Raw genomic sequence first — 25916 nt, 5'->3', positions numbered from 1 at the left:
CCAATGTTGCGAGCAACACTCGCGGGCCTGAAGGCCCGTACCGCGAGGCTGCTGCTGTCCTCCGTGGCCATCGCCCTGGGTGTCGCCTTCGTGACCGGCACCCTGGTGCTCGGCGACGCGATGACCGCGAGCCTGCAGGAGCAGTTCACCAAGGCCGACCGCAACATCGACGTCTCGATCACCCCGGCTCGCAACGGTGACTCGGGGGCCAAGCCGCTCACCGACGAGCAGCTTGCGGCCGTGCGCAAGGTGCCGGGCGTGTCCGGGGCCGAGCCGCGGCTGACCGTGGCGGTGCCGATCATCGGTTCGGACGGCAAGGCGCGGATGGCCACCGGTATCGCGGCGTCCTCCGAGCACAAGTTGCTCCCGGTGGACCTGAAGGAAGGCCGGTTCCCGGAACGGGACAGCGAGGTCACCGTCGACCAGCGCACGGCGCGGGTCAACGACCTCAAGATCGGCCAGCAGGTCGAGGTGCTGGGCAAGAAGGACGACCAGCGCAAGAAGTTCACGGTCGTCGGCACCTACGACCGCGGCATCGCGATGAACCAGTCGTTCCTCTACGACCAGCTCATGTTCATGCCGAACGTGCTGCAGTCACTGATCCCGGACGACGCCGGGGGGAGCGGGTACAGCGAGATCGTCGCCGCGGCGCAATCCGGTGTGAGCCAGGACCAGCTGGCCGGAGAGATCCGCGACGCCCTGGGTTCCGGCGTGCAGGTGAAGACCGGCCAGCAGGCGGTGGCCGACACCATGGAGCGGGTGGAGAAGCAGTCCGGCGGCTTCACCATGTTCATGTTGACCTTCGCGGTGATCGCATTGGTCGTGGCCGCCATGGTCATTTACAACACGTTCACCATCCTCATCGCCCAGCGCACCCGCGAGCTGGCGTTGCTGCGCTGCGTCGGCGCAGACCGGGGTCAGCTCTTCCGCAGCGTGCTCGTGGAGGCGGTGGCCATGGGCCTGTTCGCCTCGGCGCTCGGGTTCGTTGGCGGCCTGGGCCTGTCCGCCGGCTTGCAGGCGTTGCTGAACGCCGCCGGTGAGGGCGGCGGGCGCGTGCTGCTGCCCGTCACGCCCACCACCGTGCTCGCCGCGCTCGGTGTCGGCGTCCTGGTCACTGTGGCGGCGGCGGTGCTGCCCGCGCGCAGGGCGACGACGGTGGCGCCGATCGCCGCGTTGCGTTCCCAGCCGGACAGCCACGACGAGGTTGCCCGGACCGGCAAGCTGCGCATCGCGACGGTCGTGCTGCTGGCGCTGGCCGGCGCTGGTGCCCTCCTGCTGGGTGGGCGGGTCGGCCAGCAGGCCGGCGTGGTGATCGCCGGCGTCGGCACGATGTTCCTGCTGGCCGCGGTCGTCGCGCTGGGCCCGATCATCGTCGGCCCGCTGAACCGGATGCTGGGCGCGCTGCCCGGTGCCGTGCTCGGCGTGCCGGCCAGGCTGGCCTCGGCCAACGCCGGCCGCAACCCGAAGCGCACGGCCGCCACCACGGCCGCGCTGATGATCGGTGTCACGATCGTCACGCTGGTGACGGTGGTCGCCGCGTCGGGCAAGCAGTCCGCCAACGACTCGGTCGACCGGCAGATGCCGGCGGACTTCCAGGTCAGCTCGATGATGTACGACCGGCCGCTGCCGGCGGACCTGCCCGGCAAGCTGGCTGGGGCCGCCGGCGTCGACAAGGCGGTTCCCGCGGCCACGGTCTACGGACAGGTGGGCGGCAAGGGAAGCGACTTCGAGCAGATCGACGGCGTGCGTGGGGACGGGTTCGGCTCCGTGGTGCGACCCAAGGTCACCCAGGGCGATCTGGGCAAGCTCGGCGCCGGCACCGTGGCGCTCGACGAGAACAAGGCCCAGGCCCTGAACGCCAAGGTCGGCGACACCGTGCCGCTGAAGGCCGAGGAGGGCCAGCCACAGCAGTTCCGGGTGGTGGCCATCTACTCGGGTAAGGAGCTGCCGGCGGCCATGGTCGACCTCGGCTCGATCCAACGGATCAAGCCGGACGCCAAGGCGTTCGACCGGGTGCTGGTCAAGCTGCGGCAGGGGGTGGGCGCCGCCGACGGCAAGGCCGCCGTGGACAAGGCCCTGTCCGGCCTACCGACGGCGCAGGTGGTCACCGCGGCCGAGGTAAAGGAGCAGATCAACAAGGGCGTTGACTCGATGCTGCAGTTCGTGTGGGCGTTGATCGGCATGGCCGTGGTGATCGCCCTGTTCGGCATCGCCAACACGCTGAGCCTGTCGGTGCTGGAGCGCACCCGCGAGTCGGCGCTGCTGCGCGCGCTCGGCTTCACCCGCGGCCAGCTCCGGCTGATGCTCCTGGTCGAGTCGGTGCTGATGGCCCTGATGGGCGCGGTGATCGGCGTCGCGCTGGGCACCGGTTTCGCCTGGGCCCTGCTGTCGATGATCTCCGGCGAGGAGATCGCCATCTCGCTGGTCATGCCGTTCGGCCAGATCGGCGCGATGTTGCTGGCCGCCCTGGTCGCGGCGATCATCGCGGCGGTGGCGCCGGCCCGGCGTGCGGCCCGCACCTCGGTGGTCTCCGCGATGGCGACCGAGTAGGCCGGAACCGGACCACTCCCCGCGGCGGCCGTACCGGAAGCGGTACGGCCGCCGCACCATTTCGCCGAAGTTGCTCTTCGTCACACAACACGCGGGGCAACGGCGCATCGTGAATCTCATGACGGCAAAGCGACATTTTGGGTGTTTTCGTCAGTCGTGGCCGTGGCGGGTGGTAAACGGCCATCGGCCAAGCAGGTGGTGTGCCGGGAGATCAACCGCCGTTCGTCGCACTGTGTGCTGCCGGAAGTCGTACTCACTCACCGTCGCGACAACCCTGCGGGCGGTTAGCCTCGACCCGGTCGCCCGCAATGGAACCGGAGCGGGCCGTAGGGGGAGGCTGCCGTGATCAGAGTGGGCATCGCCGACGACGAGGCGCTCGTTCGCGCCGGTGTCCGGGGCATCCTGGAGACCGCCGACGACGTCCAGGTGGTCGGGGAGGCCGACGACGGGCGCTCCGCGGTCGAGCTGGTGCGGGTGCACCGGCCCGATGTGCTGTTGCTCGACGTGCAGATGCCGGGAATGGACGGGCTGCTCGCGGCCACCGCGGTACGCAGCGCCGCGCCCTCCACTGCTGTCGTCGTGCTCACGACCTTCGACTACGACGAGTACGTGATGCGTGCCCTGCGCGCGGGTGCCGTCGGGTACCTGCTCAAGGACACCGACCCCGCCGAGCTGGTGCGTGCTGTCCGGGTGGTGGCCGGCGGCGAGGCCGTGCTGTCCCCGCGGGTCGCCCGCACCGTGGTGGACCACTTCAGCACCGGCTGCGGTGTGTCGGCCGAGCGGGCCCGCACGCTGGTGTCCGGTCTGACCGAGCGGGAACTCGATGTGCTGGCGCTGATCGGCCGGGGCAACTCCAACGCCGAGATCGGCCAGCAGCTGCACCTCAGCGAGGGGACGGTCAAGGCGCATGTCAGCCGGGTGCTCACCAAGCTCGGCTGCGACAACCGGGTGCAGGCGGCGATCATGGCCCATGAGGCCGGCCTGCTGCGCACCGGCTAGGTTTCCCCGACTCCCTGCGACGTCCCACCCGCCAACCGCGGGAGGACGAGCAGCCGCCGGCGCGATCCGCTAGCGGCAGACCGGGATCCGCACCAGCAGGCGGTAGCTGCCGTCCGACAGCGTCCCGTGCCCCAACTCCCCACCGAGCATCCCGACCCGCTCGGCGAGGGTCGCCAACCCGGTGCGGGCGCCCGCGGAGCGGCAGGCCCGTTCCCGGCCGGGCGCGGCGTTGCAAACCTCGATCAGCAGCTGTGCCTGCCGGACCTGCAGGCGCAGCGCGGTGGGCACCGGGCCGGCGTGCTTGTGCACGTTGGTCAACGCCTCGCGCACGACCCGGTGCGCCATGCTCCGCACCAGCGGGTCCAACCGCCACACCTCGGGATCGACGTCCTCCGCGACGGGCACGCCCGCGTTCCGGGAGCTCTCCACCAGCTCCCGGAACGCCTTCTCGTCGGCCGGATCGACGCCGTCGACCACGTGCCCGGCCTCGTCGTCGGCCCGCAGCACACCGATGACCTTGCGGAGCTCGTGCATGGCCTCCTGGCCGGTCCGACGCAACAGCTCCGCATGCGAGCCGCGTGGGCCGGACAGTTCCAACGCGCCCGCGTGCAACACGATGAGGCTCAGCTTGTGGCCGAGCGAATCGTGCATCTCCTGCGCGATGCGGTGTCGTTCCTGGAGGACGGCGCGTTCGGCAGCCAGCCGCTCGTGTTCCTGGCGGGCCTGGGTGTACTCCTCGTACGCCGCGAGCAGCTCCCAGGTGCGGCGCATGTGCAGGCCGAGCAGGACGGGGAGCAGCACCATGAAGGTCAGGTCGAACAGCCGGCCGAACGAGGTGTCGTCCAAGGGGGCGATGAAGAACACCAGTACTGAGGCGGCGATGGCGGGCACGCCGGACAACGGTCGTGCGCGGGATGCGACGGTGTAGGCGGCGCACGCCAACGCCGGCGAGACGATGACGCCGCTCCAGCCGTGGATCGCGACGATCGCCAGGAGTGTGGGAACCGGGAGGGGGCGACGCAACGCCAGCAGCCCGCCCGCGAGGATCGCCCAGCCCAGCGCCGCCCCGGTTTCGCCGTAGAGAGTGGTGCCGCCCCAGAGCAGCACCGCGACCACGTCGGTGATCACCGCCCGCCATCGTGCCGGCACCGCACGCCAGCGGTCCTCCCATAGTTTCAGGCGCACGGCATTCACGTACGAGCCGCGCGCCCGTTGTCTCCGGAGCGCTCCCACAGGGCTTCAGTCTGCCCAGCCGGGACATCGCGCGGCAGCATCGGGGCTGCTCGTCCATGGTTCAACCGGTGCGAACGGAAACCGGTGCGGGGTGTTCGCAGGCAGGAGGCTTGTCTAGGGTCACGCCCGTGACGACGTCTCGTGTTGCGTTGATCGGTTACGGCATCGGCGGGTCGGCCTTCCACGCCCCGTTCCTGGCGACCACCCCCGGTCTCGAGCTGGCGGCCGTGGTCACGCGGAACCCGGATCGGCAGGCCAGCGCCCGGGAGCGGTACCCCACCGCCGAGGTGGTGGACGACGTCGCCGAGCTGTGGCGGCGGGCCGCCGAGTTCGACCTCGTCGTGGTCACCACGCCGAACAACACGCACGCGCCGCTGGCACGGACCGCGCTGGAACACGGTTTGGCCGTTGTCGTCGACAAGCCGTTCGCGACCACCAGCGCGGATGCCCGCGCCCTGGCGGGGTTGGCCGCCGAGCGCGGCCTGCTGCTGTCGGTGTTCCACAACCGGCGTTGGGACGGGGACTTCCGGACGGTGCGGCGGCTGCTCGCCGAGGGGCGCGTGGGCCGGCCACTGCGGTTCGAGTCCCGGTTCGAGCGGTGGCGGCCGCGGGTCAAGGTGAGCTGGAAGGAGAGTGACCCGGCGGATGGCGGCGGGATCCTGTTCGACCTCGGGAGTCATCTGATCGACCAGGCGATGACGTTGTTCGGTCGGCCGCACCGCGTCTACGCCGAGGTCCTCACCCGGCGCGCGGGGGCATTGGTCGACGATGACGTCTTCGTCGCCCTGCACCACGACGACGGCGTGGTCTCGCAGCTGTCGATGAGCGCGGTTGCCGCGAACCTCGGGCCCCGGTTCCGGTTGCTCGGCGATGCCGGAGCGTTCGTGAAGGACGGGATGGATCCCCAGGAGGACGCGTTGCGGGCCGGGGAGGAACCGGGCGGCCCCGGCTGGGGCGAGGAACCGCCGGAGGTCTGGGGTCGCCTGGGTGCGGGCACCGAGTTCGAGTTGGAACGCACCGATCCCGGTGCGTACCAGCTCTATTACGCGGCCGTGGCGGAGGCGTTGGCGAACGGTGGCGAGCCACCGGTGACCGCCGCGGAGGGCGTCGCCACGCTGGAGGTCATCGAGGCGGCCTACGCATCGGGCCGGTCGGGTCAGGTCGTCACCCTGACGGGCTGATCACCGGGGACGGTCACCGGCCATGACCGGCGCTACGGTGGGGCCCGTGAGCGAGCACTGCCAGGTCGTCACCACCATCGACTCCGCCGAGGGCGCCGAGGAGCTGGCGCAGGGCATCGTCGAGGAACGTCTCGGCGCGTGTGTCCAGGTCGTCGGCCCGATCCGCAGCGTCTACCGCTGGCAGGGCGAGATCCAGGTGGACCGGGAGTGGCAGTGCGTCGTCAAGACCACGACGGCACGGCTGGACGCGCTCGTCGAGTACATCCGGACCCACCACGACTACGACGTTCCCGAGATCGTCGCCACCCCGATCGTCGGCGGCAACCCCGACTACCTGTCCTGGCTGCACACCGAGACCGCGCCCTGACCGGCCATCACGCCGGTGCCGAGTGCGTTGACCCGCGGGTTGCTCCCTGAGCCCGCACGGCGCGCTCGCGGTGTCTCCCGCCGATCGTTGCGCTAGGCCGGCAACAGGGTCCGGGACGGCGTGGCACCGGTTCCCAGCCGGTCGATCGCTTTCGCGAGCGGATTGTTCGGAAGCCGGATCCGCATCGTCACCGGCACGGCCAGCCCCGCCAGGCGGACCGTCCGCAGCACGCCCGTGGCCAGCGCCCGCGGGAACGGCCGGCGCCCGTGCAACTCCAACGCCCAGTCCGGCAACAGGGAGTAGGCCAGGTGCCCGAGCGGTAGGTAGAACGCGGTTCTGGGCGTGCGCGCCCACCATGGCACCGGTGGTCGGTGCAGGAAGTCGTAGATGGCGTCGGAGTCGCGGGTGCGGCGCAGCACCGGTCGCATGCGGTCGAAGTAGTCCTCGTACTCGCTCACCGAGCCGGGCAGCGCGTCGAGATCCAGCCCCAGCAGCGCGGCCGATCTGCGTTGCTCGTCCAGGTACCGGTCGGCCTGTGCGTCGGTGAGCTGGAAACCCGCACGCCGCACCACGGTGAGGAACGAGTAGACCTCCGCGCAGTGCACCCATCGCAGCAGGTCGGGCTCGTCGATCCGGAACTCCTCGCCGCTTTCCGGGTCCACCCCGCGTAGTGCCCCGTGGACCCGGCACACCCGGGACGCCGCCCGTTGTGCCTCGGCCGTCGTGCCGTAGCTGACGGTGACCACGTAGGCGGCCGTGTGCAGGAGCCGACCGAACGGGTCGGTACGGAACTTGGAGTTCTGCACGACCCCGGCGACCGCACGCGGGTGGAGGGCCTGCAGGTACAGCGAGCAGATCCCGGCCAACCACATCGCCGGGTCGGCGTGCAGCTGCCAGGTCACCGACCGCGGGCCGAACAGGCCGACGTCCAGCTTGTCGGGGAGGAAAGCGGGGCGGGGCACAAGCCCACAGTCAAAAGATCTCCAACGGCGTAGGCAAGCGCCCAACGGAGCACCCACCGGATCCGGCCAATGGGGGTGCGGTACCGCCGATCAGGCGACCGAGGTGGTCCCTCCGAGGTCCTGGCGCCTCTGGGATCGGTGGCGTGGTTCGCCGAGTTTGACCAGGCACGCCACGGTGACCGCGGCGAGCACGACCAGGTACAGCGAGATCGGCCAGGACGCGCCGCGGTCGAGGCCCAGCAGCGCGGTCGCGATGAACGGCGACAGGCCGCCGCCCGCGACCGCGCCGGCCTGCAGCCCCAACGAGAGTCCGCTGTATCGGACCCGGGCGGCGAACAGCTCGGCAAGGTAGGCCGCCAGCGGCCCGAACACCGCACCGGATCCCACGAAACCCACGGCCATCGCGACCAGTACCACCGGCTCGGAACGCGTCTCGAGCAGCCAGAACAGCGGGAACGCGTACACCGTGATGAACAGCCCGCCGCCGAGCATCACCGGCAGCCGGCCCACGCGGTCCGACAGCCACGCGAAGACCAGGATCGCCACGATCTGGCCGGCCGAGCCGATCAGCCCGCCGTTGAGCATCACCGACGGCGGCAACCCCAACTCTTGCTTGCCGTAGCCGATGAGGAACGTGGCGAGCACGAAGATGAAGGCATTGAACCCGAGGTAGACACCCCCGCCGAGCAGCACCACGCGCCAGGAGGTCCGCAGCACCTCCACGACGGGACGCCGGGCCACCCCCTGCTCGGTACGCGTCCGCTCGAACTCGGGGCTCTCCCCCAGCCGCAGCCGGACGTAGAGGCCGATCGCCACCAGCACCACGCTGAGCAGGAACGGAATCCGCCAGCCCCAGGTGTGGAAGGAGTCCCCCGAGATCGCCGCGGAGAGTGCGAAGGCGCCGGTGGACAGGAAGTACCCGGTCGGCGAGCCGAGGAACACCCAGCCGCCGTACCAGCCGTGCCGGTGTGGCGGGGCGTGCTCCACCGCCATCAACACCGCACCGGCCGTCTCGCCGCCGAGGAAGAAGCCCTGGGCCACGCGGAGGGTGACCAGCGCGGCCGGCGCCCAGAGCCCGATCGCCGCATACGTCGGGAGCAGGCCGATCAGGGCGGTGCAGATCCCGGTGGCGCCCAGGGTGAGCACCAGCATCGCGCGACGTCCCAGCCGGTCGCCGTAGTGGCCGATCACCACACCGCCCAGCGGGCGGGCCAGGAACCCGGCGCCGAAGCTGGCGAACGCCAGCAGCAGGCCGATGAGGGGGTCGCCGGTGGGGAAGAACAGCGGGCCGAAGACCACTGCGGACGCCGTGCCGTAGATCAGGAAGTCGTACATCTCGACGGCGTTGCCGACCGAGCTGGCGACCGCGACGCGAGCGGGCGACGACCTCGCCCGCACCCCCAGGGTGTCCACCCCCGGCATCACACCAGCCGGCCGCAGCCCCGCCGACCCTCCGTTCCGGTGATGCGGGCGCGTGGCGAGCTTGGTGTCGCGCTCCCCACGCGGGAGAGTGAAGGGGATTCGCAACCGAGCGTGGCGGGTGGGGGCGATGCCGTTGCCCCGTTCCGGGTGCGCACGCCCACCGGGTCCACGCGCTGTGGCCGCATCAGCGTGAGGAGGCAGCCGTGGTCAAACCGTTCGCGTCCTCGGCGGACCTGACCGAGAAGACCGAGACGCTCGAAGTGCTGGCCGAGGGCGTGTACGCGCTCACCGCCGAGGGCGATCCGAACGTCGGCGCCATCGAGGGCGAGGACTTCCTGGTCTGCTTCGAGGCGCGGGCCACGCCGGTGATGGCCCGCCGCTGGCTCGAGCGGCTGCGGGAACACACCGACAAGCCCGTGCGGTATCTGGTGCTGTCGCACTACCACGCGGTTCGGGTGCTCGGCGCGAGTGCGTTCGACGCGGACGCGATCGTCGCGCACACCGAGACGAGGCGGCTTGTCGCCGAGCGCGGAGCCCAGGACTGGGAGAGCGAGTTCCGCCGCATGCCCCGGCTGTTCACCGGGCACGAGAGCATTCCTGGCCTGACCTGGCCGACGCTGACCTTCACCGACCGGCTGCACATCGAGCTGGGTGGGGACCGGGGCGCGCTGGAGCTGCGTTGGCTCGGCCGCGGCCACACCGCCGGCGACCTCGTGGCCTGGCTGCCGCGGGACCGGGTGGCGTTCGCCGGCGACCTCGTGGAGACGGGCTCGGCCGTCTACACCGGCGACGCCTACCACCACGCGTGGCTGCGGACCCTGGACGAGGTGGCGGGGCTCGGTGCGACGACGCTCGTCGGTGGTCGCGGTGAGGTGGCGCGCGGCCGGGACGCCGTTGACGAGGCGATCGGGCTGACCCGTCGTTTCCTCACCACGCTGATCGGGTGCGTGGCGGCTGTGCAACGCAGCGGCGGGACGATTCGGGAGGCGTACCAGGCGGCCGACGAGGCGTTGTCCCCCGTCTACGGGGACATGCCGATCTACACGCACGTACTGCCCTTCGATGTGGAGCGCGCGTGGGAGGAGCTCGCCGGGGAAGAGCACCCGGAGATCTGGACGGCGGCCCGCGACCGCGAGGTCTGGGACGCCCTCACGGCAACGACCTAACGAAGCCCGCCGATGAAGTTGACGACACCGCGCAGCTCCGGCCTACGGCGACGGGGGTCAGCTCCACGGTCGAACCTCGAGCGGCACTGACGCGGGGGCAGCCTTGCGAGTCGGACCCGGCATCGACGACGCCGCGCATTCGCCGCTCTCCCGACGGTTTCCCGGAATCCGTTTTCATGTGCGTGAACCACGCTACTTTCCGAACGGTGGAACGCGCGCCGCCGACGGAACCGGGCCCATATTCTTCGCATCCGGGAATGGCCGGGTGCGCGACAAGGCAACGGATTCCGCCGGAGGCGGACTTTTGCGGGCGATTTGCCGGCTTTCTCCCGGCGCCGGACCGCCCAAGATCACCCCAAGGGTGCGCGAAACCGGAACGCGGGTCAGAATGACCGAGATGATCGGATGTATTACCTCTGACAACGGGCACCGGACCGGCGAGATCGCGCAGACGCTCGATCGCGGGCTCGCCGTGCTGGAACTGCTGGGACGAACCCCGGAGGGGCTCTCCCCCACCCAGGTCGGCAGGCAGCTGGAGCTGCACCGCTCCATCGCCAGCCGGCTGCTGACCACCTTGCTGCGGCGGGGTTTCGTGCACCGCCGGCCGGACGGCAAGTACGTGCTGGGTGGGGCGGTGACAACGTTGGCCGCACAGGTCCCCACGGGCGAGTGATCTTGCTTGACCGCCGGATGCGACCCAGGACACTCTGCAGTCGCCCGCATCACTACTCACCAGTAGAGGGTTGACATGTCAGGTCCCCTGCGGAGCAGCCCGGTACTGGTCCTGCTCACCGTTGTCGCCGGGCTCCTCCTGCCCGCCGTCCCCGCCGCCGCGGCGCCGAGCTTCCAGCGCTACGTCGCGATCGGCGACTCCTTCACTTCGGGGCCGTTCATCCCGCCGCAGGTGTCGCCGGGTTGCTTCCGCTCCGGCCGCAACTACCCCTCGCTGGTCTCGGAGAGGCTCGGCGTTCCCCTGGCGGACGTCAGTTGTGCCGGTGCGGGCATCCGCGAGATGTTCGCGCGGCAGACCGGCGGTCCGTTCGGCGCGATCGCGAACCAGCCGCCGCAGCTCGACGCGCTGACCCCGCAGACCGACCTCGTGACCCTCGGGTTGGGCGGCAACGAGATGGGCTACATCGAGCTGGCCCTGCGCTGCGCCCGGCACGGCGTGACCAACCTGACGGGTTCCCCGTGCCGCGACGACGTGCTCCGCGACGGGCACGACGAGTACCAGGCCGCCATCGAGCAGGCCGAAGCCGGGGTCGACCGCGTGCTCGGCGAGATCCGCAAGCGCGCCCCGCAGGCCCGGATCCTCGTGGTGAACTACATGCAGGTGATGCCGGAGGACACCGGCTGCCACCCGGACGTGCCGTTCGCCGCCGGTGACGTCACCTACCTCCATGGTCTCCAGCGGACGCTGAACGAGATGCTGGCCCGGCAGGCCGGGGAGAACCGTGTCGAGCACGTTGACGTGTACGCGGCTTCCGCCGGCCGCCACGCGTGCGCCCCGGCCGACCAGCGTTGGGTGGAGGACGCCTTCCCCGAGAACGAGGGCGCACCGCTGCACCCGAACGCCGCGGGCATGGCGGGGGTCGCCGACCTCATTCTGCGGCAGCTGTGAGCCTGTTACCCACGTGAACGTCTGCGAGGTGGCGCCCGGGCAGTCCCGCCCGGGCGCCGTTTCCGTATCGACTTCCCTCTCCGGAGTCCCGGTCGCCCTTCCCCGCCAGTCCCGCGGCCGGGTGTCGAGCCAGCCGCTCGGCGGAACGGCGCATACCGTCGTCTTGTGGGTGACGAACGGGATCGCCGCTGGCCGCGGCGGGTCTACCGGGTCGGGGAGGAGCCGGACCCGCGGTTCACGCTGGCCAACGAGCGCACCTTCCTGGCCTGGCTACGCACCTCCCTGGCGTTGATGGCCGGTGGGGTGGCCGCCGAGACGGTGACCCCGGAGAGCCGGCTGCAGGACGTGCTGGCCCTGGGGTTGCTCGTTGCCGGGATCGCCACCGCGGCCACGGCGTTCGGGAGGTGGGCGCGGACCGAGCGGGCGATGCGGACCGGTCGCCCGCTGCCGTCCCCCCGGCTGGCGGCGTTGCTGGGCTACGGGCTGGGCCTGGCCGGGGTGTTGGTCGTGTTGCTCATCCTGTGGCGGTGAGTACGCCGTGCCCCGTTGGGACCCCGGACTCCAGCCCGAACGTACGGCGCTGGCGTGGCTGCGCACGAGCCTGACATTCCTGGTGCTCGCCCTGGTCGCGGTCCAGCTGACCGCGGTCCGACACGTGGCCCTCGCCGCGGTGCTCACGGCGACCGCCCTGCCGCTGACCGCGACGGTGGGTGTGCTGGCGTGGCGGCGTTACCGGCGCGGCACCGCCCGGCTCCGCGGGAACCTGCCCCTGCCGGACGGACGGCTGCCCGCCGCGTCCACCGCCCTCGCCGTCACGGTCGGCCTGTTGGGCGTGGCATACGTACTCCTCGGTTGACCTCCGTTCAGTGGCTTTGCCGGCCCCGGATTCCTGTTATGCCTCGAATGGACCGTGTGGCTACTCGACGCGGCGAGCAGGTCCCGGGCAGAGGAGGTGCGTCATCAGTACGCAGCAGGAGGCTCCCCGATTCGGCGCCAACTACACCCCGTCCGAACACTGGTGGCACACCTGGCTCGACTTCGACACCGACTCCATCCGCCGCGACTTCGCCGGTCTGGCCGAGCTCGGGCTGGACCACGTTCGCGTCTTCTGCGTCTGGCCTGTTTTCCAGCCGAACCGCGGGACCATTCGACCGCGTGCCATCGCCCAGCTCGTGGAGATGGTGCACATCGCGCGGGAATGCGGGCTCGACATCTCCGTGGACGCGCTGCAGGGCCATCTGTCGAGCTTCGACTTCTACCCGTCGTGGACGCAAACCTGGCACCAGGCCAACATCTTCACCGATCCCGACGTGATCCACGCGCAGGCGGTCCTGCTGACCAACCTGGCCGAGACGTTGCGCGACGAACCGAACTTCCTCGGGATCACCCTCGGTAACGAGCCGAACAACCTGGTGCCACACAATCCCTGTGGTCCCAGCGAAGTTGACGCTTGGCTGGATCGGTTGCTCCGGGCATGTCAGGAAACGGATCCGGCGCACCCGCACTGTCACAGTGCCTACGACGCCGTGTGGTACGTCGATGGTCACCCGTTCACACCTCGTGCGTCCGCGACAAAGGGCGCGATGACCGTTGTTCATCCGTGGGTGTTCACCAACAACTGTGCCCGCCGCTACGGCCCACTCTCGGTGGAGGCAACTCATCTCGCGGAGTACGCGGTGGAGCTGTCGAAGGCGTACGCCGATGACGCGAACCGGATGGTGTGGGTCCAGGAGGTCGGCGCCCCGGACGGACACATCCCCGTTTATGACGCACCCGAGTTCGCCGTGCACACACTGTCCAATGTGGTTGATGCCAGGAACGTGTGGGGTGTGACGTGGTGGTGTTCGCACGACGTCAGCCGCCGGTTCCTCGACTATCCGGAGCTGGAATACGGTCTGGGGCTGCTGCGATCCGACCGGTCGCGCAAACCGTTGGCCAAGGCTTTCGCCGAGACGATCTCCCATCTACGGGCGATCCCGCCGCGGCCGGAACCCCGGAAGGTCGCGCTGGTCCTGGAGGGTGGACGCGGCCCGTCCGGACCGGGTGGCGCGTTCTTCGAGGCGTGGATGCGGTTGACCGCGGCCGGTGCACGGCCGGCGGTGGTGCTCGGCGAGCGCACGAACGACGCCGAGCACCTTGCCAACCGCGGTATCACCGAACTCCTGCGTCCGCACGAGACGCTGTGACGGTTTCCTTGGCGCTTGCCTCGGTGTCCGGGTGGGAGCCCTCCTCGCCGCTCGAGTGTTGCTGGTCGCGCGGAAGGGTCCATGCGCCCATCGTGATGAGCGCGCCGATCACGACCGCGGTGCCGAGACCGAGGCGCAAGCTTGTGCCACTTGCGAGGAAACCGATGAGCACGGGCGCCAGGAGCAGGCCCGTGTAACCGAACACGGCGGTCTGTGCGACCGCAGCGCCGGAAACCGCACGCGGCACGAGTGAGCCGGCCAGGGAGAACGCGAGGGGGACGACCACGCACACCGCCATGCCCGCAAAAAAGAAGCCGAGCAGCGCCTGCAAGGCGCTGGTGGCCGTCACCACGACGGTGAACGCCAGGGCGGTCAGGGCGCCGGCGCCGATCAGCATCCGGCGTGCGCCGACCACCGCACGCACGCGGTCACCGAGCATCCGGCCGGCCAGCATGGCCGCCTCGAACAACGGGTAGGCCAATGCGGCGACGGCCTCCGTGCTCAGGATCGTGTTGCTCAGGTAGAGCGCACTCCAGTCCCCCGCCGCGCCCTCGACCATGAAACCGCCGAAGCACAGTGCTCCCGCGACGTAGACCACCGCGGGCAGGCGAACCCGGCGTTTCCGTTCGGTGCTGGTGTTCGTGGCCGCGGCGGCCGTACCGTCCGGCAGGTAGCGGGTTCCGAGCCCCAGTGCGACCGGAAGCATGGCCACACCGCCGATCGCCAGCGTGGCGGTGAAGCCGAGCCCGGCGGCCGCGCTCACCACGCCCCACAGACCGCCAGCCACCGCGCCTGCGCTCCATCCCGCGTGCATCCGGTTCATCACGTGGCGCTGGGTGATCCGCTCGAGTGTGGCTGCTTGTGCGTTCATCGCCACGTCGGCCATGCCGAACGCCATGCCGTAGAGGACAACGGCTGGCACCAGGAGGGAGAGTGCGGGCGCGAACGCGACCGGCAGGACCGTGATGGCCGACGCCGCGGTCGCCACGCGAAGCACGACGCCGCTTCCGGCCCGGGCCAGCACCACGCGCATGGCCTGCATGCAGAGCAGGGCACCCACGCCCCAGCACAACACCACGAGGCCGACAGCGGCCGCACCGAGGCCGAGGTCGGCGGCCAGGCTCGGGATCCGGGCGGCCCAGACACCGAAGAGAAAACCGATGACGCCGAAGGTGGCCACGGTGGCCCTTCGGGCACGCCTGACCATCTCCGCCGGGAACATCGCTCACCGTCCATTGCATTCGCACACGCCGCTCGACCCGGTTGGGGGAGGGCTCCGCGTGTCCACGGGTTCGCACCGAACCCGGACCTCGCGAGATGTCGTCCAAGGTAGTACTGATTCGGTGGAGATCGCCAGTTTTTACGACTGAATCAGTAGATCAATAGCGGTCTTTGCCCGAGAATGAGTGGCTCAGCCCACACGCAGCGATGGCCCATCAGCCCTTGCGGGCCGGTGGGCCGTCGGCAACAGCGTGGTCGGTCGCTTCTCGTGCTAGTTCGGGCGGGCCGGCCGACGGCGCCGCGGCGACTCCACCGCCCATCGCCATACCGCTTCGAACGGACCCTGGCGGAACCGCGCGAGCCACAGCCGGCTGAACACCAGCAGCACCAGCGCGATCGCGAGCCACGCGAGGGGCGTCCACAACGCCCGGATGTCGACCAGCTTCGCCGCGAGACCCAGGCCCCAGCCATAGCAGAGAACCGACGCAAGGATGTTCTGCATCATGTAGCAGGACAGCGCCATCCGGCCCATCGACGCCAGGCTCGCCGTCACCCAGCCCTGGCGCACTCGCTCGATCAACCACCCCAGCAGGCCGATGCAGCCCAGGGCCACCAGCGGCGGCAGTAGGTACCGGTCGACGAACCCCAGGGCGAAGTTCCCCGAGAGGGCGGTGGCGAGGTTGAGCGGCACCCCGATTCCCAGACCGTAGATCATCAGCCTGCGGCGAATGGCTCGTCCCCGCTCGTCCGCGCCGAAGGCTCCCGCGCGGTAGAGACGGGTCCCGAGCAGGAAGAGGCACACTGCCATCGGGATCGTGTAGATCGGCTCGGCCCGGAACGCCGCCATGTGCTCGAACCGGAAGCGGATCTGGTCGAGATAGCTGCCGTCGGTGTAGATCGTGATCGGCGGCCCACCCGGGTCCTCGGCGCTGGCGGTCGCCAGCAGGAACGTGACCGCGGTGACGAGGAGGACGTGGACCGCGCCGGCCGCGATCATCCATCGCCGTTGCGCCCGTTCACTCGTGAGGACCAGGTACGACACCACGATCCCGGTGACCGCGTACCCCATCAGGATGTCGAACTCGACCACCAGCACGTAGTGCAGGACCCCGTCGGCGAACAGCAGCGCCATCCGCCACAGGTACCGACCCGGCCACCGCTTCCCCCGACGGGTGGCCGAGGCGCGTTGGATCTCCAGGCCAACGCCGAACAGGATCGTCAGCATCCCCAGGAACTTCCCGTTGGCCAGGAACCGCAACACGGCCTCGACCACCGACACGTCGTCTTCCAGCCGCGTGATCGCGGCGAGCAGGCCCCCGGGTTCGGTGAAGATCCAGATGTTGGTGCCCAACGTTCCCAGGATGGCCACTCCACGGAGCACGTCCAGCAGGACGATCCGTTGTTCCCCCTCGGTCCGCGCCGGCCTCGGCGCGAACTGCGTCGTCTCAGCCACCCGCACTTTTTAGCACATCTGTGTTAAAAACGAGGAGCACTTTGCTCCACACCACACCTCTGGCCGCTCCCCCCGGCCGCCCGTCCGACGCAGACCGTTCCTACTCATGCACGTTCATGAGCGAAACTGTTGACTTTTGTTCATAAAAAATCTACGAAGTACACATTCGCGCAGCCGAGCCAGGAGGGGCCATGCCGGCACGCAGCGCCCTGCTCACCGCCGTACTCCCTGCGGTTCTCGTTGCTGCGGGCGGGTCCGTGGTCACCGCGGTCCCGACCGCGGCCCAGCCGGTGACCGACGTCCCGCCGGGCACCATGCGGCTGTGGACCCCGTCCGTCGAGGTCCTCGTGGGCACCGAGTTCCCCCGCGTCGTCAGCTACACCGACCGGAGCAGCGGCAACACGCTGCACGGCCGCGACGAGCCGCTGGACACGATCGTGCTGAACGGCAGGCCCGTGCGGGTCGAGGCCGATGTCCGGCTCGAAGCGGACTTCCGCGCCGCGTACCGGATCACCTTCCCGGAACTTCCCGACGTGCGGTTGCATGCGTCGATCATGGTGCGGGACGGGGCCACCGAGTTCTGGATCGAGCGCGTGGTCGACAGTGACAGCTTCCGCGTCCACACCATTGACATTCCCGACCACGACCTGGTTTCGGTGCGGAGCGACGATCCCGCGCCGCAGGTCGCCGCCGCACGGATCGATGTCGACAAGAACGGCAACGGAGACAGCATCTACCCGGTCACGGCGGACACGCCGGCCGACGCGGAGCCGCAGGGCTCGGCCTATGCCCTCGTCAGTACCGGCAAGCTCGCCGCCGCGATCGAGACGATGTCGGTCTACGACAACGACGGTGCCCCCAACACCAACGACAACGGCCGCCTATGGCGGCAGGCGCGCAGGAACGGCGACGTGACCACGGTCAGCGTGTGGAGTGGTCAGTGGACGTACCGGGCGCGCGGGGCTCGCACCGACGACACCGAACCGACCCCGGTTCCGTTGGCGAGGGTCGTCCTCAGCGGGGACCGCAACGGCGACTCCGTTGTCGACTGGCAGGACGCGGCGATCGCATTCCGCAAGATCATGTGGATGCCCGCCGGGGCGGAGCACACCAGGCACCGCGTGGTACCGCACATCCCCTACAACATCGGCTCCACCGCGACCCACCCGTTCCTACGAACGTTGGACGATGTCAAGCGGATCAGCCTCGCCACCGACGGCTTGCGACAGCTGGCACTGCTGAAGGGCTACCAGTCGGAAGGGCATGACGCGGCGCACCCGGACTACGGGGGTCACTACAACCAGCGCGCCGGAGGTCTCCGAGACTTACGGGCCCTACTGAAGTACGGAAGGCCGTGGAACGTCGACTTCGCCGTCCACGTGAACGCCACCGAGTCCTACCCCGAGGCACACGCCTTCTCCGAGGACCTGGTCAACGTCAACGACCCGGCCTGGGCGTGGATGGACCAGTCCTACCGGATCAACCAACGCCACGATCTCGTCTCAGGGGATGTCCAGCGCCGGTTCCGCCAGCTTCGGGACGAGACGGCGGGACTGTTGGACGTCCTCTACGTCGACGTGTTCCGCGAGACGGGGTGGACCGCCGAACGGCTCATGCGCGAGTTGCGTGGCCAGGGCTTCCAGGTGCTCTCCGAGTGGTCGCACCGGTTGGAGCGCGAGCAACTGTGGTCGCACTGGGCGAACGAGCTGGACTACGGACCCGACTCGGTGCGGGGGATCAACTCGGCGATCATCCGGTTCCTGCGCAACGACCATAAGGACGTGTTCGTCCAGCATCCGCTACTGATGGGAAGCCGGATCGTCGAGTTCGAGGGTTGGCAGGCCAAGACCGACTACAACGCGTTCCTGGCCAACGTCTTCCGCCAGAACCTGCCGACCAAGTACATGCAGCACTTCCCGGTGCGGCGGATGAGCGAGCACGAGATCAGGCTCTCCGACGGAGTCCGGGTGACCGACACCGCCGGCCGCAGGCAGATCTTCCAGGGTGACCGACTTGTCTATGACGGTGGGACCTACCTGTTGCCGTGGAACCCCGCGCGACCCGAGAAGGCCTACCACTACAACCCCACGGGCGGGACCACCACCTGGCAGCTTCCACCGCAGTGGAGCCAACTACCCGCCGTCCACCGCTACGAGTTGACCGACCAGGGTCGCAAACACGCGGGAATGATTCGGGTGCGGGGCGGAAAGGTGACCTTGGACGCCAAGGCCGGCGTGCCTTACGTCCTCCACCCCGGGCTCGAGCCCAGCCGGCCCCAACCCGCCCCCGGCTGGGGCGAGGGAACCCCGCTGCGCGACCCCGGCTTCAACGCCGGTGACCTCTCGCGATGGTCTGTTTCCGGAGACTCAGAGTCCGCCTCGGTCGGACGCAACGAACGGGGCCAGCAGGAGGCCGTGATCCGCGGTGGCGGCGAGGTGACCCTGGCACAGCGCGTGTCCGGCCTGGCGCCCGGCTCCTACTCCGCGTCGATCTCGGTGGAGATCGAGCCCGGGCAACGGCGCGACACCACGGTGTTCGTCACGCCACGTGACGGGCGTGAGGAGAGCGTCCGTCTGGAGCGCTCGGCTGTCCCCAACCGCGTCGCGGCGGACGAGAAACGCGATACCCACTTCCAACGAGTCCGGGTGTTCTTCGATGTTCCGGAAGGGCACGACGCGGTGGAGTTCGGTGTTCGGGCGGACAGTGGCGATGCCGTGGTTCGCTTGGACGACGCCCGAATCGTGCGCATGGCCCGACCAGCCAAGGAGGGCACTGTCAGCTTCTGGGACTTCGAGGACGTCGACCAGGGGTGGGGACCGTTCGTGCACGGTGGTGACAGCCGCTCCGACTCTCGCACCCACCTCGCGGAGCTGAACGCGCCGTACACCCAGGCCGGGTGGAACAACAAGAAGATCGACGACGTGCTTGCGGGCAGGTGGAGTCTGAAGTCGTTCGAGTACGCGCCCCAGCTGGTCTACCGGACCCTTCCCACCGACGTCCGGTTCGAGCCCGGGCACCGGTATCGCGTGCGGTTTGCCTACGAGTCCGCGGCGGACGGCGCGTACGGCTGGGTACTCGGCACCGATGGCCCGGACGGCAAGCCGCACGAGGAACTGGTGAAACCCCTACCGGCCAGATCGACGCCGGGTGCGGAGGTACTCGAGTTCGACGCGAGCACCTGCGGGGACACCTGGGTCGGACTTCGGAAGTTGGTGCGGGACAACGGGGTCGAGTTCAGCCTCGACAACTTCGAGGTTGTCGACCTCGGCCCCACGAGCGGTGCGGGGGTGCCGTGCGAGGCCGGAACCGCCGAGCGCACCGACCGGGGCCGGGCTCGGTGACCTCGAGCGCGGCCGGCTGAAGGGTCGCCCCATGCCGGCCCTGCCGATCACCGCGGCAGGGCCGGTCCGGGCGAGGCCAGGAGCACCGCGTCCGCATCGCGCCGGGCGTACCAAACCAGATCCAGGCGAGCCCCCGGTCCCGACCTGGCGATCTTGAACGTGCTCGGCCACGACGACACTTGGCCGCCCGCGTCGGCGCGGGTGGTCCGGCGGGCCCCCGACAACCCGCCGGACCACACCTCGCGCTCACCCCCCGGTGAGCGCCGCGGTCGGTGACATGCGCGCCGCCCGCCCGGCCGGGAACCAGCCCGCGAGCGTGCCGATCAGTACCGAGGCCCCGACCCCGGCGCCGATCGCGGTGATGGGTACCACCACCGGCCAGCCACTGCTGACCGCGTATGCCGCGCTGATCCCCAGGCCCAGCAGCACCCCTGCAACGCCGCCGGCACCGGACAACAACACGGCCTCGGTGCGGAACTGTTTGCGGATCTGTCCACGTCCGGCCCCGAGCGCGCGCCGCAGGCCGATCTCCGACCGGCGCTCCAGCACCGAGACGACCATGGTGTTGGCCACCCCGACACCGCCGACGAGCAGCGCTACCGCGCCCAGCCCGAGAAAGAGCCCGGTGAAGGTGGACTTGGCCGCGAGCTGGGCGGCCAGCGCGTCCGAGGGTCGGCTGACTTCGACCTCGTTGGGGCTCTGCGGGTTGACCGTCTGCGCGAGCACGTCGCGCACCACCTCCACCGACTCGTCCGAGGACCTTTCGTAGACCGTCGTGGGGTGGCCGTCGAAACCGAGCTGCTCCTTGGCCACCTGCCAGCCCACCAGGGCCGATCGGTCGATCTCCGGCGCCAGCGGTACCTCGTCCAGGATCCCGGCCACGGTGAACCACTGGTTACCGAGGTAGACCTGCTGGCCTGGCGCGGTGATCCCGAGCCGTTCGGCGGCCAACGAACCCAGCACCACCGATGGGTAGCGGGCCGTGGCCTCGTTCAGCCACGTTCCGGACCGCACCTTGGCCCCGAGCAACTCCAGCAGGTTGAGCCGGGCGGCGTTGACCGAGATACCCCCGGTCTCCCGGGGATCGACCTTGTTGCTTCGCCGCACCGTGGTGTCGGGAACCGCACCGGTCGCGCTCGCCTGCCGTACCGGTCCGATCCGGCGCACCATCTCGTCGGCGTTCTCCGGAAGCTTCGACTGGTCGCCGAAGAAGGTCTTGCCGGCGGTCACCCGGAGCAGGTTGGTGCCCAGCTGCTCCAACTGTCCGGCGATCTGTGCCTGGCTGGCGGCGCTGATGCCGAGCACCGCCACCATCGCGGCCACACCGATCGCGATCCCCAGCGCGGACAGCACCGCACGCACCGGGCGCCCCACCACCCCGGAGACTCCGGCACGGACAAGGTCCCACGGGTTGAGCCGGGCCGGTTTCGGCAACGGTGCCGGCATCGCCCGTCCCGGGGCCGGCGCCGACACGCTCACGGTCCCACCTCCCCGGGCTCCGCCGCCGTATCGCGCTGGACCGCGCCGTCGAGGATCGCTACCTGCCGGGGCAACGACGCCGCCAGCGTGGTGTCGTGCGTGATCACCGCGATGGTCGTGCCCTCCGCGTTCAGCTCCCGCAGCAGTTCCACGACACCCGAGCCGGAACGCGAGTCCAGCGCACCCGTCGGCTCGTCGGCGAGCACGATCGCCGGCCGCCCCACCAGGGCCCGCGCGATGGCCACCCGCTGCCGCTCCCCGCCGGACAGCTCCGCGGGCCGATGGTCGACCCGGTGCCCCAGGCCCACCCGACGCAACGCCGCGACGGCACGTTCTTTCCGCTGCGCCGGAGAGACACCGCCGTAGAGCAGACCCGTGGCAACGTTCTCCGCTGCCGTGTGGTGCGCGGTGAGGAAGAACTGCTGGAACACGAACCCGATCCAGTTCGCCCGCACCGCGGAGAGCTGTCGATCGTCCAGCTCGGCAACGTCGTGCCCCAGCAGCCGCACAACTCCCGAGCTGGGCCGGTCCAGCGTGCCCATCATCTGCAGCATCGTCGACTTGCCCGACCCCGACGGCCCCACCACCGCGAGCAGCTCACCGGCCTCGATGCGCATCGACACCGACCGCAACGCCGTGACCCCGCCGGGATAGATCCGAGACACGTTCTCCAGCTCGATGACCGGAACTCTCGTCATGCTCCCGCCACCGTCACCTTCATTCCCTCGCGCACGTCGTCCCCGCTGACCTCGACCTTGCCCTGCGCGAACATCCCCAGCTCGACCTTCACCAGCCGCTTGCTGCCGTCCGGCTCGACGACCTCGACGGCGTAGCCGCCCTCGGCGAGCGCGAGCAGCGCGTTGACCGGTACCGAGAGCACGTTCTCCTTGCGCTCGCTGGTGAAACCCACCGAGACCGGGGCACCGTCGAGGTTCCCGGCCGCGGCCGGGTCGTCGAGGGACACCTCCACCGGGATCGTGGCCTTGTCCTGCCCGTTGCCCTGGCCTTGGCCCTGGCCGGTCCCGTTCTGCCCCGAGCTGGCCACCGTGCCGACCTTCTGCACGGTGCCGGTCGACCGCCCGCCACCGGGCAGGGACACCTCGACCTTGGCCCCGGCCTGCGCAAGCGTCTGGTCGGCCACCGACAGATCGACCGTGACCACGCGGTCCGTGCCGCTCGCGGTGAGGACGTTGCCCTGGGCCGGTCCACCCAACGCGGCGTCCACCTTGGACACCCGCAGCTCCGAGGGCTGCACGACAACATCACCCGGCGCGAGCCTGCCGGTCTGCTCCAGTCCCAGGGACTTCTGCCAGTTTCTGATCGCCGTCGTGGTGTAGGAGGTGAACTTCTCGTCCGGCACGCCACCGAAGAAGCCGAGGTCCTTGAGGTTCTGCTCCAGAACCTTCACGTCCGGACCGTCGCTCATACCGGCTACCAGTTCGCGCCAGAAGGGGGTGTCGCCGACGAACAGCGGGACCGGCTTGCCATTCACGTGATAGACCGGCTTGCCCTTGTTGATGACATCGCCCACCTTGGGCAGGGCGGTGATCGTTCCGTCACGCCCGCCCGCGATCTGGTAGCTGCCCGCGTAACCGAGCTTCCCGTCAACGTTCTTGCTACGCACCAGGGTGGAACGTGTGATCTCGGCGGTCTTGGTGCTCACCTGCTCGGGTCCCGCAGCGTCGGCGTCACCGCCGCGAAACGCAACCGTCGCGGTGACAGCCCCGCCGACGAGCAACGCCACCAGAACCCCGACGGTGACGAGCCGACGGCGCTTGCGCTTGTCGATCGTCACTTCTTCTCGCTCTCCTTCTGGCACTCCTCCATGTCCCTGCGGAACTTCGGGTCGTCCATCTTCGAGGCGTCGATGGCGATCCCCTTGCCGTCGGGGCTGGGGTCCTCCCAGTCATGGCCGCGCCCGCGCATGCACTTGGCCATCTTCCGGGCCCGCTCCTGGAACTCCGGGGACTTGGGATCGATCCGGTCCTTGGGCAGGTACCGCTCACATTTCTTGCTGGCCTCCTCCATCTTCTTCGTGTCGGCCTCGCTCTCCCCGCCGGTCTGTGCCTGGATCCGGATCCCACCGCCGTTCGGATCCGGGTCCGGCATGTCGATGCCGTTCTCCCGCATGCACTGGGCGAACTTGACCAGGTCGCCCTCACCACCCTTGCCGCCGTTCCCGCCAGCCTGCTGTGACGAGGACTTCTTCTCTCCGCCCAGGCTGGCCACCCCGTCACCGTCGGACTTGCCGCCACACGCGGCGAGGGCCACGAACGTCAGCACCGTGCCACTGGCCAGGAGTGCGGAACGGGTCTTCGGCATTGGTCAACTTCCTTCCCTCGGGCCGTTGTGAAACCAGATCTACGTGCCGAGGTGTTTCTGAGGGCTTCCTGTGAATGGAGAGGTTTTGGAAACACCCCGTCCAGCAGGCTCGTTCCCCAGTGGACGGACCCGGTCCGCCGAATGCGCCGCCGGCTGGATGGGTCCGAGCGGTCTCGGCCGGCCAGACCCGGACGGACAGGGAGGACGGTGCGATGCGGGTGCTCGTTGTCGAGGACGAACGGGTGCTGGCGGATCTCGTCGCGGACGGGCTCCGCCGGGAGACCATGGCGGTGGACGTGGCCTACGACGGCACCGCCGCCCGGGAGCGACTGGACCTGCACGACTACGACGTCGTGGTCCTCGACCGTGACCTTCCCGGCACGCATGGTGACCGGATCTGCCGGGAGCTGACGGAAGCCGGCAACCGCGCACGGGTTCTGATGCTCACGGCCGCAGGCGCCCTGGAGGACCGGGTGGACGGCCTGGAGCTCGGCGCCGACGACTACCTCGCCAAGCCCTTCGAGTTCCCCGAGCTGGTGGCCCGGGTTCGCGCGCTCGCCCGCCGCACCCGGCCCGCGCTGCCGCCGGTGTTGCGGCGGGCCGGCATCACACTGGACCCCGCCCGCCGCCGGGTCACCCGCGACGGCCGGCCCATCATGTTGTCCCCCAAGGAGTTCGCCGTGCTCGAGGTACTCATGCGGGCGGAGGGCACCCTCGTCAGCTCCGAGCAACTGCTCCGCCTGGCGTGGGACGAGCACGCCGACCCGTTCACCAACGCGGTCCGGGTGGCGTTGTCCAAGCTGCGCGCGAAGCTCGGCGAGCCACCGGTGATCGAGACGGTCCCCGGCGCGGGGTACCGGATCTGATGCGCCTCACGGTTCGCGCCCGGCTCACCGCGCTCTACGGCGGGCTCTTCCTGGCCTTCGGCGCGGTGCTGCTCACCGTGGTCTACCTCCTGATGCGGCAGAGCCTCCCGCACACGATCGGCGTCGCGATCCGCGCCGACGAGATCCCCGGACAGCTCACGGTGCCCGCCCTGCCGACCGTGCCCCGGTCCGAGCTGAACGACGTGGTCACGCTGTCCTCGGGCGCCGCGCTGCAGCAGCTCCTGCTCTGGTCGGCGCTGTCGCTGGTGGTCCTGGCCATCGCGTCGATCGCGGCCGGCTGGTGGGTGGCCGGCCGGGTGCTGCGCCCGCTGCGCGACATCACCGGCACCGCCCGCCGGCTGTCGTGGGACAACCTGCACGAGCGCATCGGGATGCGCGGGCCGCGCGATGAGCTGACCGAACTGGCCGGCACCTTCGACGACATGCTGGCCCGCCTGGAGGCGGCCGCGGAGAGCCAGCGCCGGTTCGTCGCGAACGCCTCCCACGAGCTGCGCACCCCGCTGGCGATCCAGCGCACCGCGATCCAGGTGGGACTGTCCGACACCGACCCCGAACGCATAGCCACCGTCCGGGAGCAACTACTGGACGCGAACCGACGGAGCGAGCGGCTTTTGGACGGCCTGTTGCTTCTCGCACGCAGCGACCGTGGCCTCGAGCACAAGGAACCGGTGCCGCTCCACCAACTCGCCGCGGATGTCGTGGAACGGAACCGTGCGATTGCGAAGAGCCGGGACATAACTCTCGAACTACGCACCGAACCCGTTGAGGTACTCGGCGATCCCGTGCTCCTGGGGCAACTCCTGACAAACCTCGTCACCAACGCGGTGAGGCACAACACCGCCGGCGGTTGGGCCCGGGTCGAGGTCCGGGGCGACGGCACGGTGGAGGTGGCCAACACCGGGCCGCGGGTGGACCCCGGCCAGGTGACCGAGCTGTTCGAGCCGTTCCGTCGCGGGGCCGGCCGGGTCGGGTCCGACACCGGCGGCGTCGGGCTAGGGTTGTCCATCGTGCGCTCGATCGCCACCACACACGACGCCGCGCTGACCGCCCGACCACGACCGGTGACTGACGGCGGCGGGCTGCAGGTGGCAATCCGGCTCCCGCTGAACCGCACCGCGCCGACCCACGCCGACAAATGAACCGCGGGGACGCTGAGCCGGGCGTCCCCTCACCAAGGCCACGCGATTTCAACGCACTCTCCGGCGCTGGTCACCAGCCAAGGTGACCACGCTGGGTCGCAACAAGCTCACACCGTGGGAGGTTTGGGGGCTCGGCCCCCAAAATAATCCGGAGCAACCGGTCCGCGCCCTCCGCGGACACACGTCCCCCAGGCGGAGGGGCGGCCCGCTCAACCGGCCTGGGGGTCACCGGGAGCGAGCCGCCGACCCCTAGTCTAAGCAAAGCCGCGCCGTTTGTGGCCACCGGATCGGTACCGATTCGCTCGATCTCCGCTCAGACCGCCCGTCCGGGTGGCTCGGGCTGGCAAACGAGTGAAGTTCGGCCAAGGCGCTGCGCCGCCACCCCCC

22 protein-coding genes are annotated in these 25916 nt (G+C 69.9%); 13 read left to right on the top strand and 9 right to left on the bottom strand.

Annotated features, from left to right (window positions below; translation table 11 throughout):
- Positions 1-3: 3 nt before the first annotated feature.
- Together IEY55_RS00370 and IEY55_RS00365 are read left to right on the top strand one after the other, a co-directional pair.
- On the top strand, positions 4-2550 hold the full coding sequence (locus IEY55_RS00370; protein ID WP_189052776.1) for an ABC transporter permease: 2547 nt from the start codon (positions 4-6) through the stop codon (positions 2548-2550).
- A gap of 342 nt (positions 2551-2892) precedes the next feature.
- The gene (locus IEY55_RS00365; RefSeq protein WP_189052775.1) at positions 2893-3549 is read left to right on the top strand and encodes a response regulator; all 657 of its coding nucleotides are present in this window, start codon (positions 2893-2895) and stop codon (positions 3547-3549) included.
- A 69-nt stretch (positions 3550-3618) separates the two neighbouring features.
- Here IEY55_RS00365 and IEY55_RS00360 read toward each other — a convergent pair whose 3' ends face one another.
- Entirely contained in the window at positions 3619-4734 is a 1116-nt protein-coding gene (locus IEY55_RS00360) for a sensor histidine kinase (protein ID WP_189052774.1), read from the bottom strand.
- Positions 4735-4910: 176 nt separating this feature from the next.
- On the opposite strand from IEY55_RS00360, the gene IEY55_RS00355 reads away from it, so the two are divergent.
- Positions 4911-5963: a Gfo/Idh/MocA family oxidoreductase gene (locus tag IEY55_RS00355; protein WP_229685794.1), complete on the top strand. Its 1053-nt coding sequence runs from the start codon at positions 4911-4913 to the stop codon at positions 5961-5963.
- A 22-nt stretch (positions 5964-5985) separates the two neighbouring features.
- Positions 5986-6330, top strand: a complete 345-nt coding sequence (cutA, locus tag IEY55_RS00350) for a divalent-cation tolerance protein CutA (protein WP_189052772.1) — start codon at positions 5986-5988, stop codon at positions 6328-6330.
- 92 nt (positions 6331-6422) lie between these two features.
- Here cutA and IEY55_RS00345 read toward each other — a convergent pair whose 3' ends face one another.
- Entirely contained in the window at positions 6423-7292 is an 870-nt protein-coding gene (locus tag IEY55_RS00345) for an oxygenase MpaB family protein (protein WP_229685791.1), read from the bottom strand.
- Between the two features lie 90 nt (positions 7293-7382).
- Positions 7383-8714, bottom strand: a complete 1332-nt coding sequence (locus IEY55_RS00340; RefSeq protein WP_189052771.1) for an MFS transporter — start codon at positions 8712-8714, stop codon at positions 7383-7385.
- A 203-nt stretch (positions 8715-8917) separates the two neighbouring features.
- Here IEY55_RS00340 and IEY55_RS00335 point away from each other — a divergent pair, with 203 nt between their 5' ends.
- The 6 genes from IEY55_RS00335 to IEY55_RS00310 all read left to right on the top strand — a co-directional run bounded on the left by IEY55_RS00335 (position 8918) and on the right by IEY55_RS00310 (position 13687).
- Complete coding sequence (locus tag IEY55_RS00335) at positions 8918-9880, top strand: MBL fold metallo-hydrolase (protein ID WP_189052770.1); 963 nt, start codon at positions 8918-8920, stop codon at positions 9878-9880.
- Positions 9881-10277: 397 nt separating this feature from the next.
- Positions 10278-10553 carry a helix-turn-helix domain-containing protein gene (locus IEY55_RS00330; protein ID WP_189052769.1) on the top strand — a complete coding sequence of 92 codons (276 nt, stop codon included), beginning with the start codon at positions 10278-10280 and terminating at the stop codon, positions 10551-10553.
- Positions 10554-10628: 75 nt separating this feature from the next.
- Positions 10629-11501 carry an SGNH/GDSL hydrolase family protein gene (locus IEY55_RS00325; protein WP_189052768.1) on the top strand — a complete coding sequence of 291 codons (873 nt, stop codon included), beginning with the start codon at positions 10629-10631 and terminating at the stop codon, positions 11499-11501.
- A 165-nt stretch (positions 11502-11666) separates the two neighbouring features.
- Entirely contained in the window at positions 11667-12032 is a 366-nt protein-coding gene (locus tag IEY55_RS00320; RefSeq protein WP_189052767.1) for a YidH family protein, read from the top strand.
- A gap of 7 nt (positions 12033-12039) precedes the next feature.
- The gene (locus tag IEY55_RS00315) at positions 12040-12357 is read left to right on the top strand and encodes a DUF202 domain-containing protein (protein ID WP_189052766.1); all 318 of its coding nucleotides are present in this window, start codon (positions 12040-12042) and stop codon (positions 12355-12357) included.
- A gap of 10 nt (positions 12358-12367) precedes the next feature.
- Entirely contained in the window at positions 12368-13687 is a 1320-nt protein-coding gene (locus IEY55_RS00310) for a glycoside hydrolase 5 family protein (protein ID WP_229685789.1), read from the top strand.
- Here IEY55_RS00310 and IEY55_RS00305 read toward each other — a convergent pair.
- Together IEY55_RS00305 and IEY55_RS00300 are read right to left on the bottom strand one after the other, a co-directional pair.
- A complete protein-coding gene (locus tag IEY55_RS00305; RefSeq protein ID WP_189052765.1) occupies positions 13653-14909 on the bottom strand; it encodes an MFS transporter in 1257 nt (418 codons plus the stop codon). The two genes, IEY55_RS00310 and IEY55_RS00305, sit on opposite strands and share 35 nt — an antisense overlap.
- Positions 14910-15179: 270 nt before the next feature.
- The gene (locus IEY55_RS00300) at positions 15180-16361 is read right to left on the bottom strand and encodes a DUF418 domain-containing protein (protein ID WP_229685787.1); all 1182 of its coding nucleotides are present in this window, start codon (positions 16359-16361) and stop codon (positions 15180-15182) included.
- Between the two features lie 191 nt (positions 16362-16552).
- On the opposite strand from IEY55_RS00300, the gene IEY55_RS00295 reads away from it, so the two are divergent.
- Positions 16553-19702 carry an endo-alpha-N-acetylgalactosaminidase family protein gene (locus IEY55_RS00295; RefSeq protein WP_189052764.1) on the top strand — a complete coding sequence of 1050 codons (3150 nt, stop codon included), beginning with the start codon at positions 16553-16555 and terminating at the stop codon, positions 19700-19702.
- A gap of 246 nt (positions 19703-19948) precedes the next feature.
- Here IEY55_RS00295 and IEY55_RS00290 read toward each other — a convergent pair whose 3' ends face one another.
- Genes IEY55_RS00290 through IEY55_RS00275 form a run of 4 tightly spaced genes read right to left on the bottom strand, consistent with a single transcriptional unit; the run spans position 19949 to position 23503 of the window.
- On the bottom strand, positions 19949-21148 hold the full coding sequence (locus IEY55_RS00290; RefSeq protein ID WP_189053277.1) for an ABC transporter permease: 1200 nt from the start codon (positions 21146-21148) through the stop codon (positions 19949-19951).
- A gap of 29 nt (positions 21149-21177) precedes the next feature.
- A complete protein-coding gene (locus IEY55_RS00285) occupies positions 21178-21879 on the bottom strand; it encodes an ABC transporter ATP-binding protein (protein ID WP_189052763.1) in 702 nt (233 codons plus the stop codon).
- Positions 21876-22976 (bottom strand): peptidoglycan-binding protein, encoded by a 1101-nt coding sequence (locus tag IEY55_RS00280; RefSeq protein WP_189052762.1) that lies wholly within the window; start codon positions 22974-22976, stop codon positions 21876-21878. Before IEY55_RS00280 ends, IEY55_RS00285 begins: the two co-directional genes overlap by 4 nt.
- On the bottom strand, positions 22973-23503 hold the full coding sequence (locus IEY55_RS00275; protein ID WP_189052761.1) for a hypothetical protein: 531 nt from the start codon (positions 23501-23503) through the stop codon (positions 22973-22975). The genes IEY55_RS00280 and IEY55_RS00275 overlap by 4 nt, the downstream gene beginning before the upstream one ends.
- A gap of 212 nt (positions 23504-23715) precedes the next feature.
- On the opposite strand from IEY55_RS00275, the gene IEY55_RS00270 reads away from it, so the two are divergent.
- Both IEY55_RS00270 and IEY55_RS00265 read left to right on the top strand, forming a co-directional pair.
- On the top strand, positions 23716-24369 hold the full coding sequence (locus tag IEY55_RS00270; RefSeq protein WP_189052760.1) for a response regulator transcription factor: 654 nt from the start codon (positions 23716-23718) through the stop codon (positions 24367-24369).
- Positions 24369-25529, top strand: a complete 1161-nt coding sequence (locus IEY55_RS00265) for a sensor histidine kinase (RefSeq protein ID WP_189052759.1) — start codon at positions 24369-24371, stop codon at positions 25527-25529. The genes IEY55_RS00270 and IEY55_RS00265 overlap by 1 nt, the downstream gene beginning before the upstream one ends.
- Positions 25530-25916 lie beyond the last annotated feature (387 nt).

This window comes from Longimycelium tulufanense (genome assembly GCF_014645795.1).
Lineage (GTDB): Bacteria > Actinomycetota > Actinomycetes > Mycobacteriales > Pseudonocardiaceae > Longimycelium > Longimycelium tulufanense.
This window is presented reverse-complemented; position numbering and strand designations above follow the sequence as displayed.

What these genes read in the sequence shown, in the direction of transcription:
- IEY55_RS00370 (WP_189052776.1), top strand. Translation starts at nt 4, where the DNA reads ATGTTGCGAGCAACACTCGCGGGCCTGAAGGCCCGTACCGCGAGGCTG.
- cutA (WP_189052772.1), top strand. Translation starts at nt 5,986, where the DNA reads ATGACCGGCGCTACGGTGGGGCCCGTGAGCGAGCACTGCCAGGTCGTC.
- IEY55_RS00340 (WP_189052771.1), bottom strand. Translation starts at nt 8,714, where the DNA reads ATGCCGGGGGTGGACACCCTGGGGGTGCGGGCGAGGTCGTCGCCCGCT.
- IEY55_RS00330 (WP_189052769.1), top strand. Translation starts at nt 10,278, where the DNA reads ATGATCGGATGTATTACCTCTGACAACGGGCACCGGACCGGCGAGATC.
- IEY55_RS00325 (WP_189052768.1), top strand. Translation starts at nt 10,629, where the DNA reads ATGTCAGGTCCCCTGCGGAGCAGCCCGGTACTGGTCCTGCTCACCGTT.
- IEY55_RS00305 (WP_189052765.1), bottom strand. Translation starts at nt 14,909, where the DNA reads ATGTTCCCGGCGGAGATGGTCAGGCGTGCCCGAAGGGCCACCGTGGCC.
- IEY55_RS00295 (WP_189052764.1), top strand. Translation starts at nt 16,553, where the DNA reads ATGCCGGCACGCAGCGCCCTGCTCACCGCCGTACTCCCTGCGGTTCTC.
- IEY55_RS00290 (WP_189053277.1), bottom strand. Translation starts at nt 21,148, where the DNA reads ATGCCGGCACCGTTGCCGAAACCGGCCCGGCTCAACCCGTGGGACCTT.
- IEY55_RS00285 (WP_189052763.1), bottom strand. Translation starts at nt 21,879, where the DNA reads ATGACGAGAGTTCCGGTCATCGAGCTGGAGAACGTGTCTCGGATCTAT.
- IEY55_RS00275 (WP_189052761.1), bottom strand. Translation starts at nt 23,503, where the DNA reads ATGCCGAAGACCCGTTCCGCACTCCTGGCCAGTGGCACGGTGCTGACG.
- IEY55_RS00270 (WP_189052760.1), top strand. Translation starts at nt 23,716, where the DNA reads ATGCGGGTGCTCGTTGTCGAGGACGAACGGGTGCTGGCGGATCTCGTC.
- IEY55_RS00265 (WP_189052759.1), top strand. Translation starts at nt 24,369, where the DNA reads ATGCGCCTCACGGTTCGCGCCCGGCTCACCGCGCTCTACGGCGGGCTC.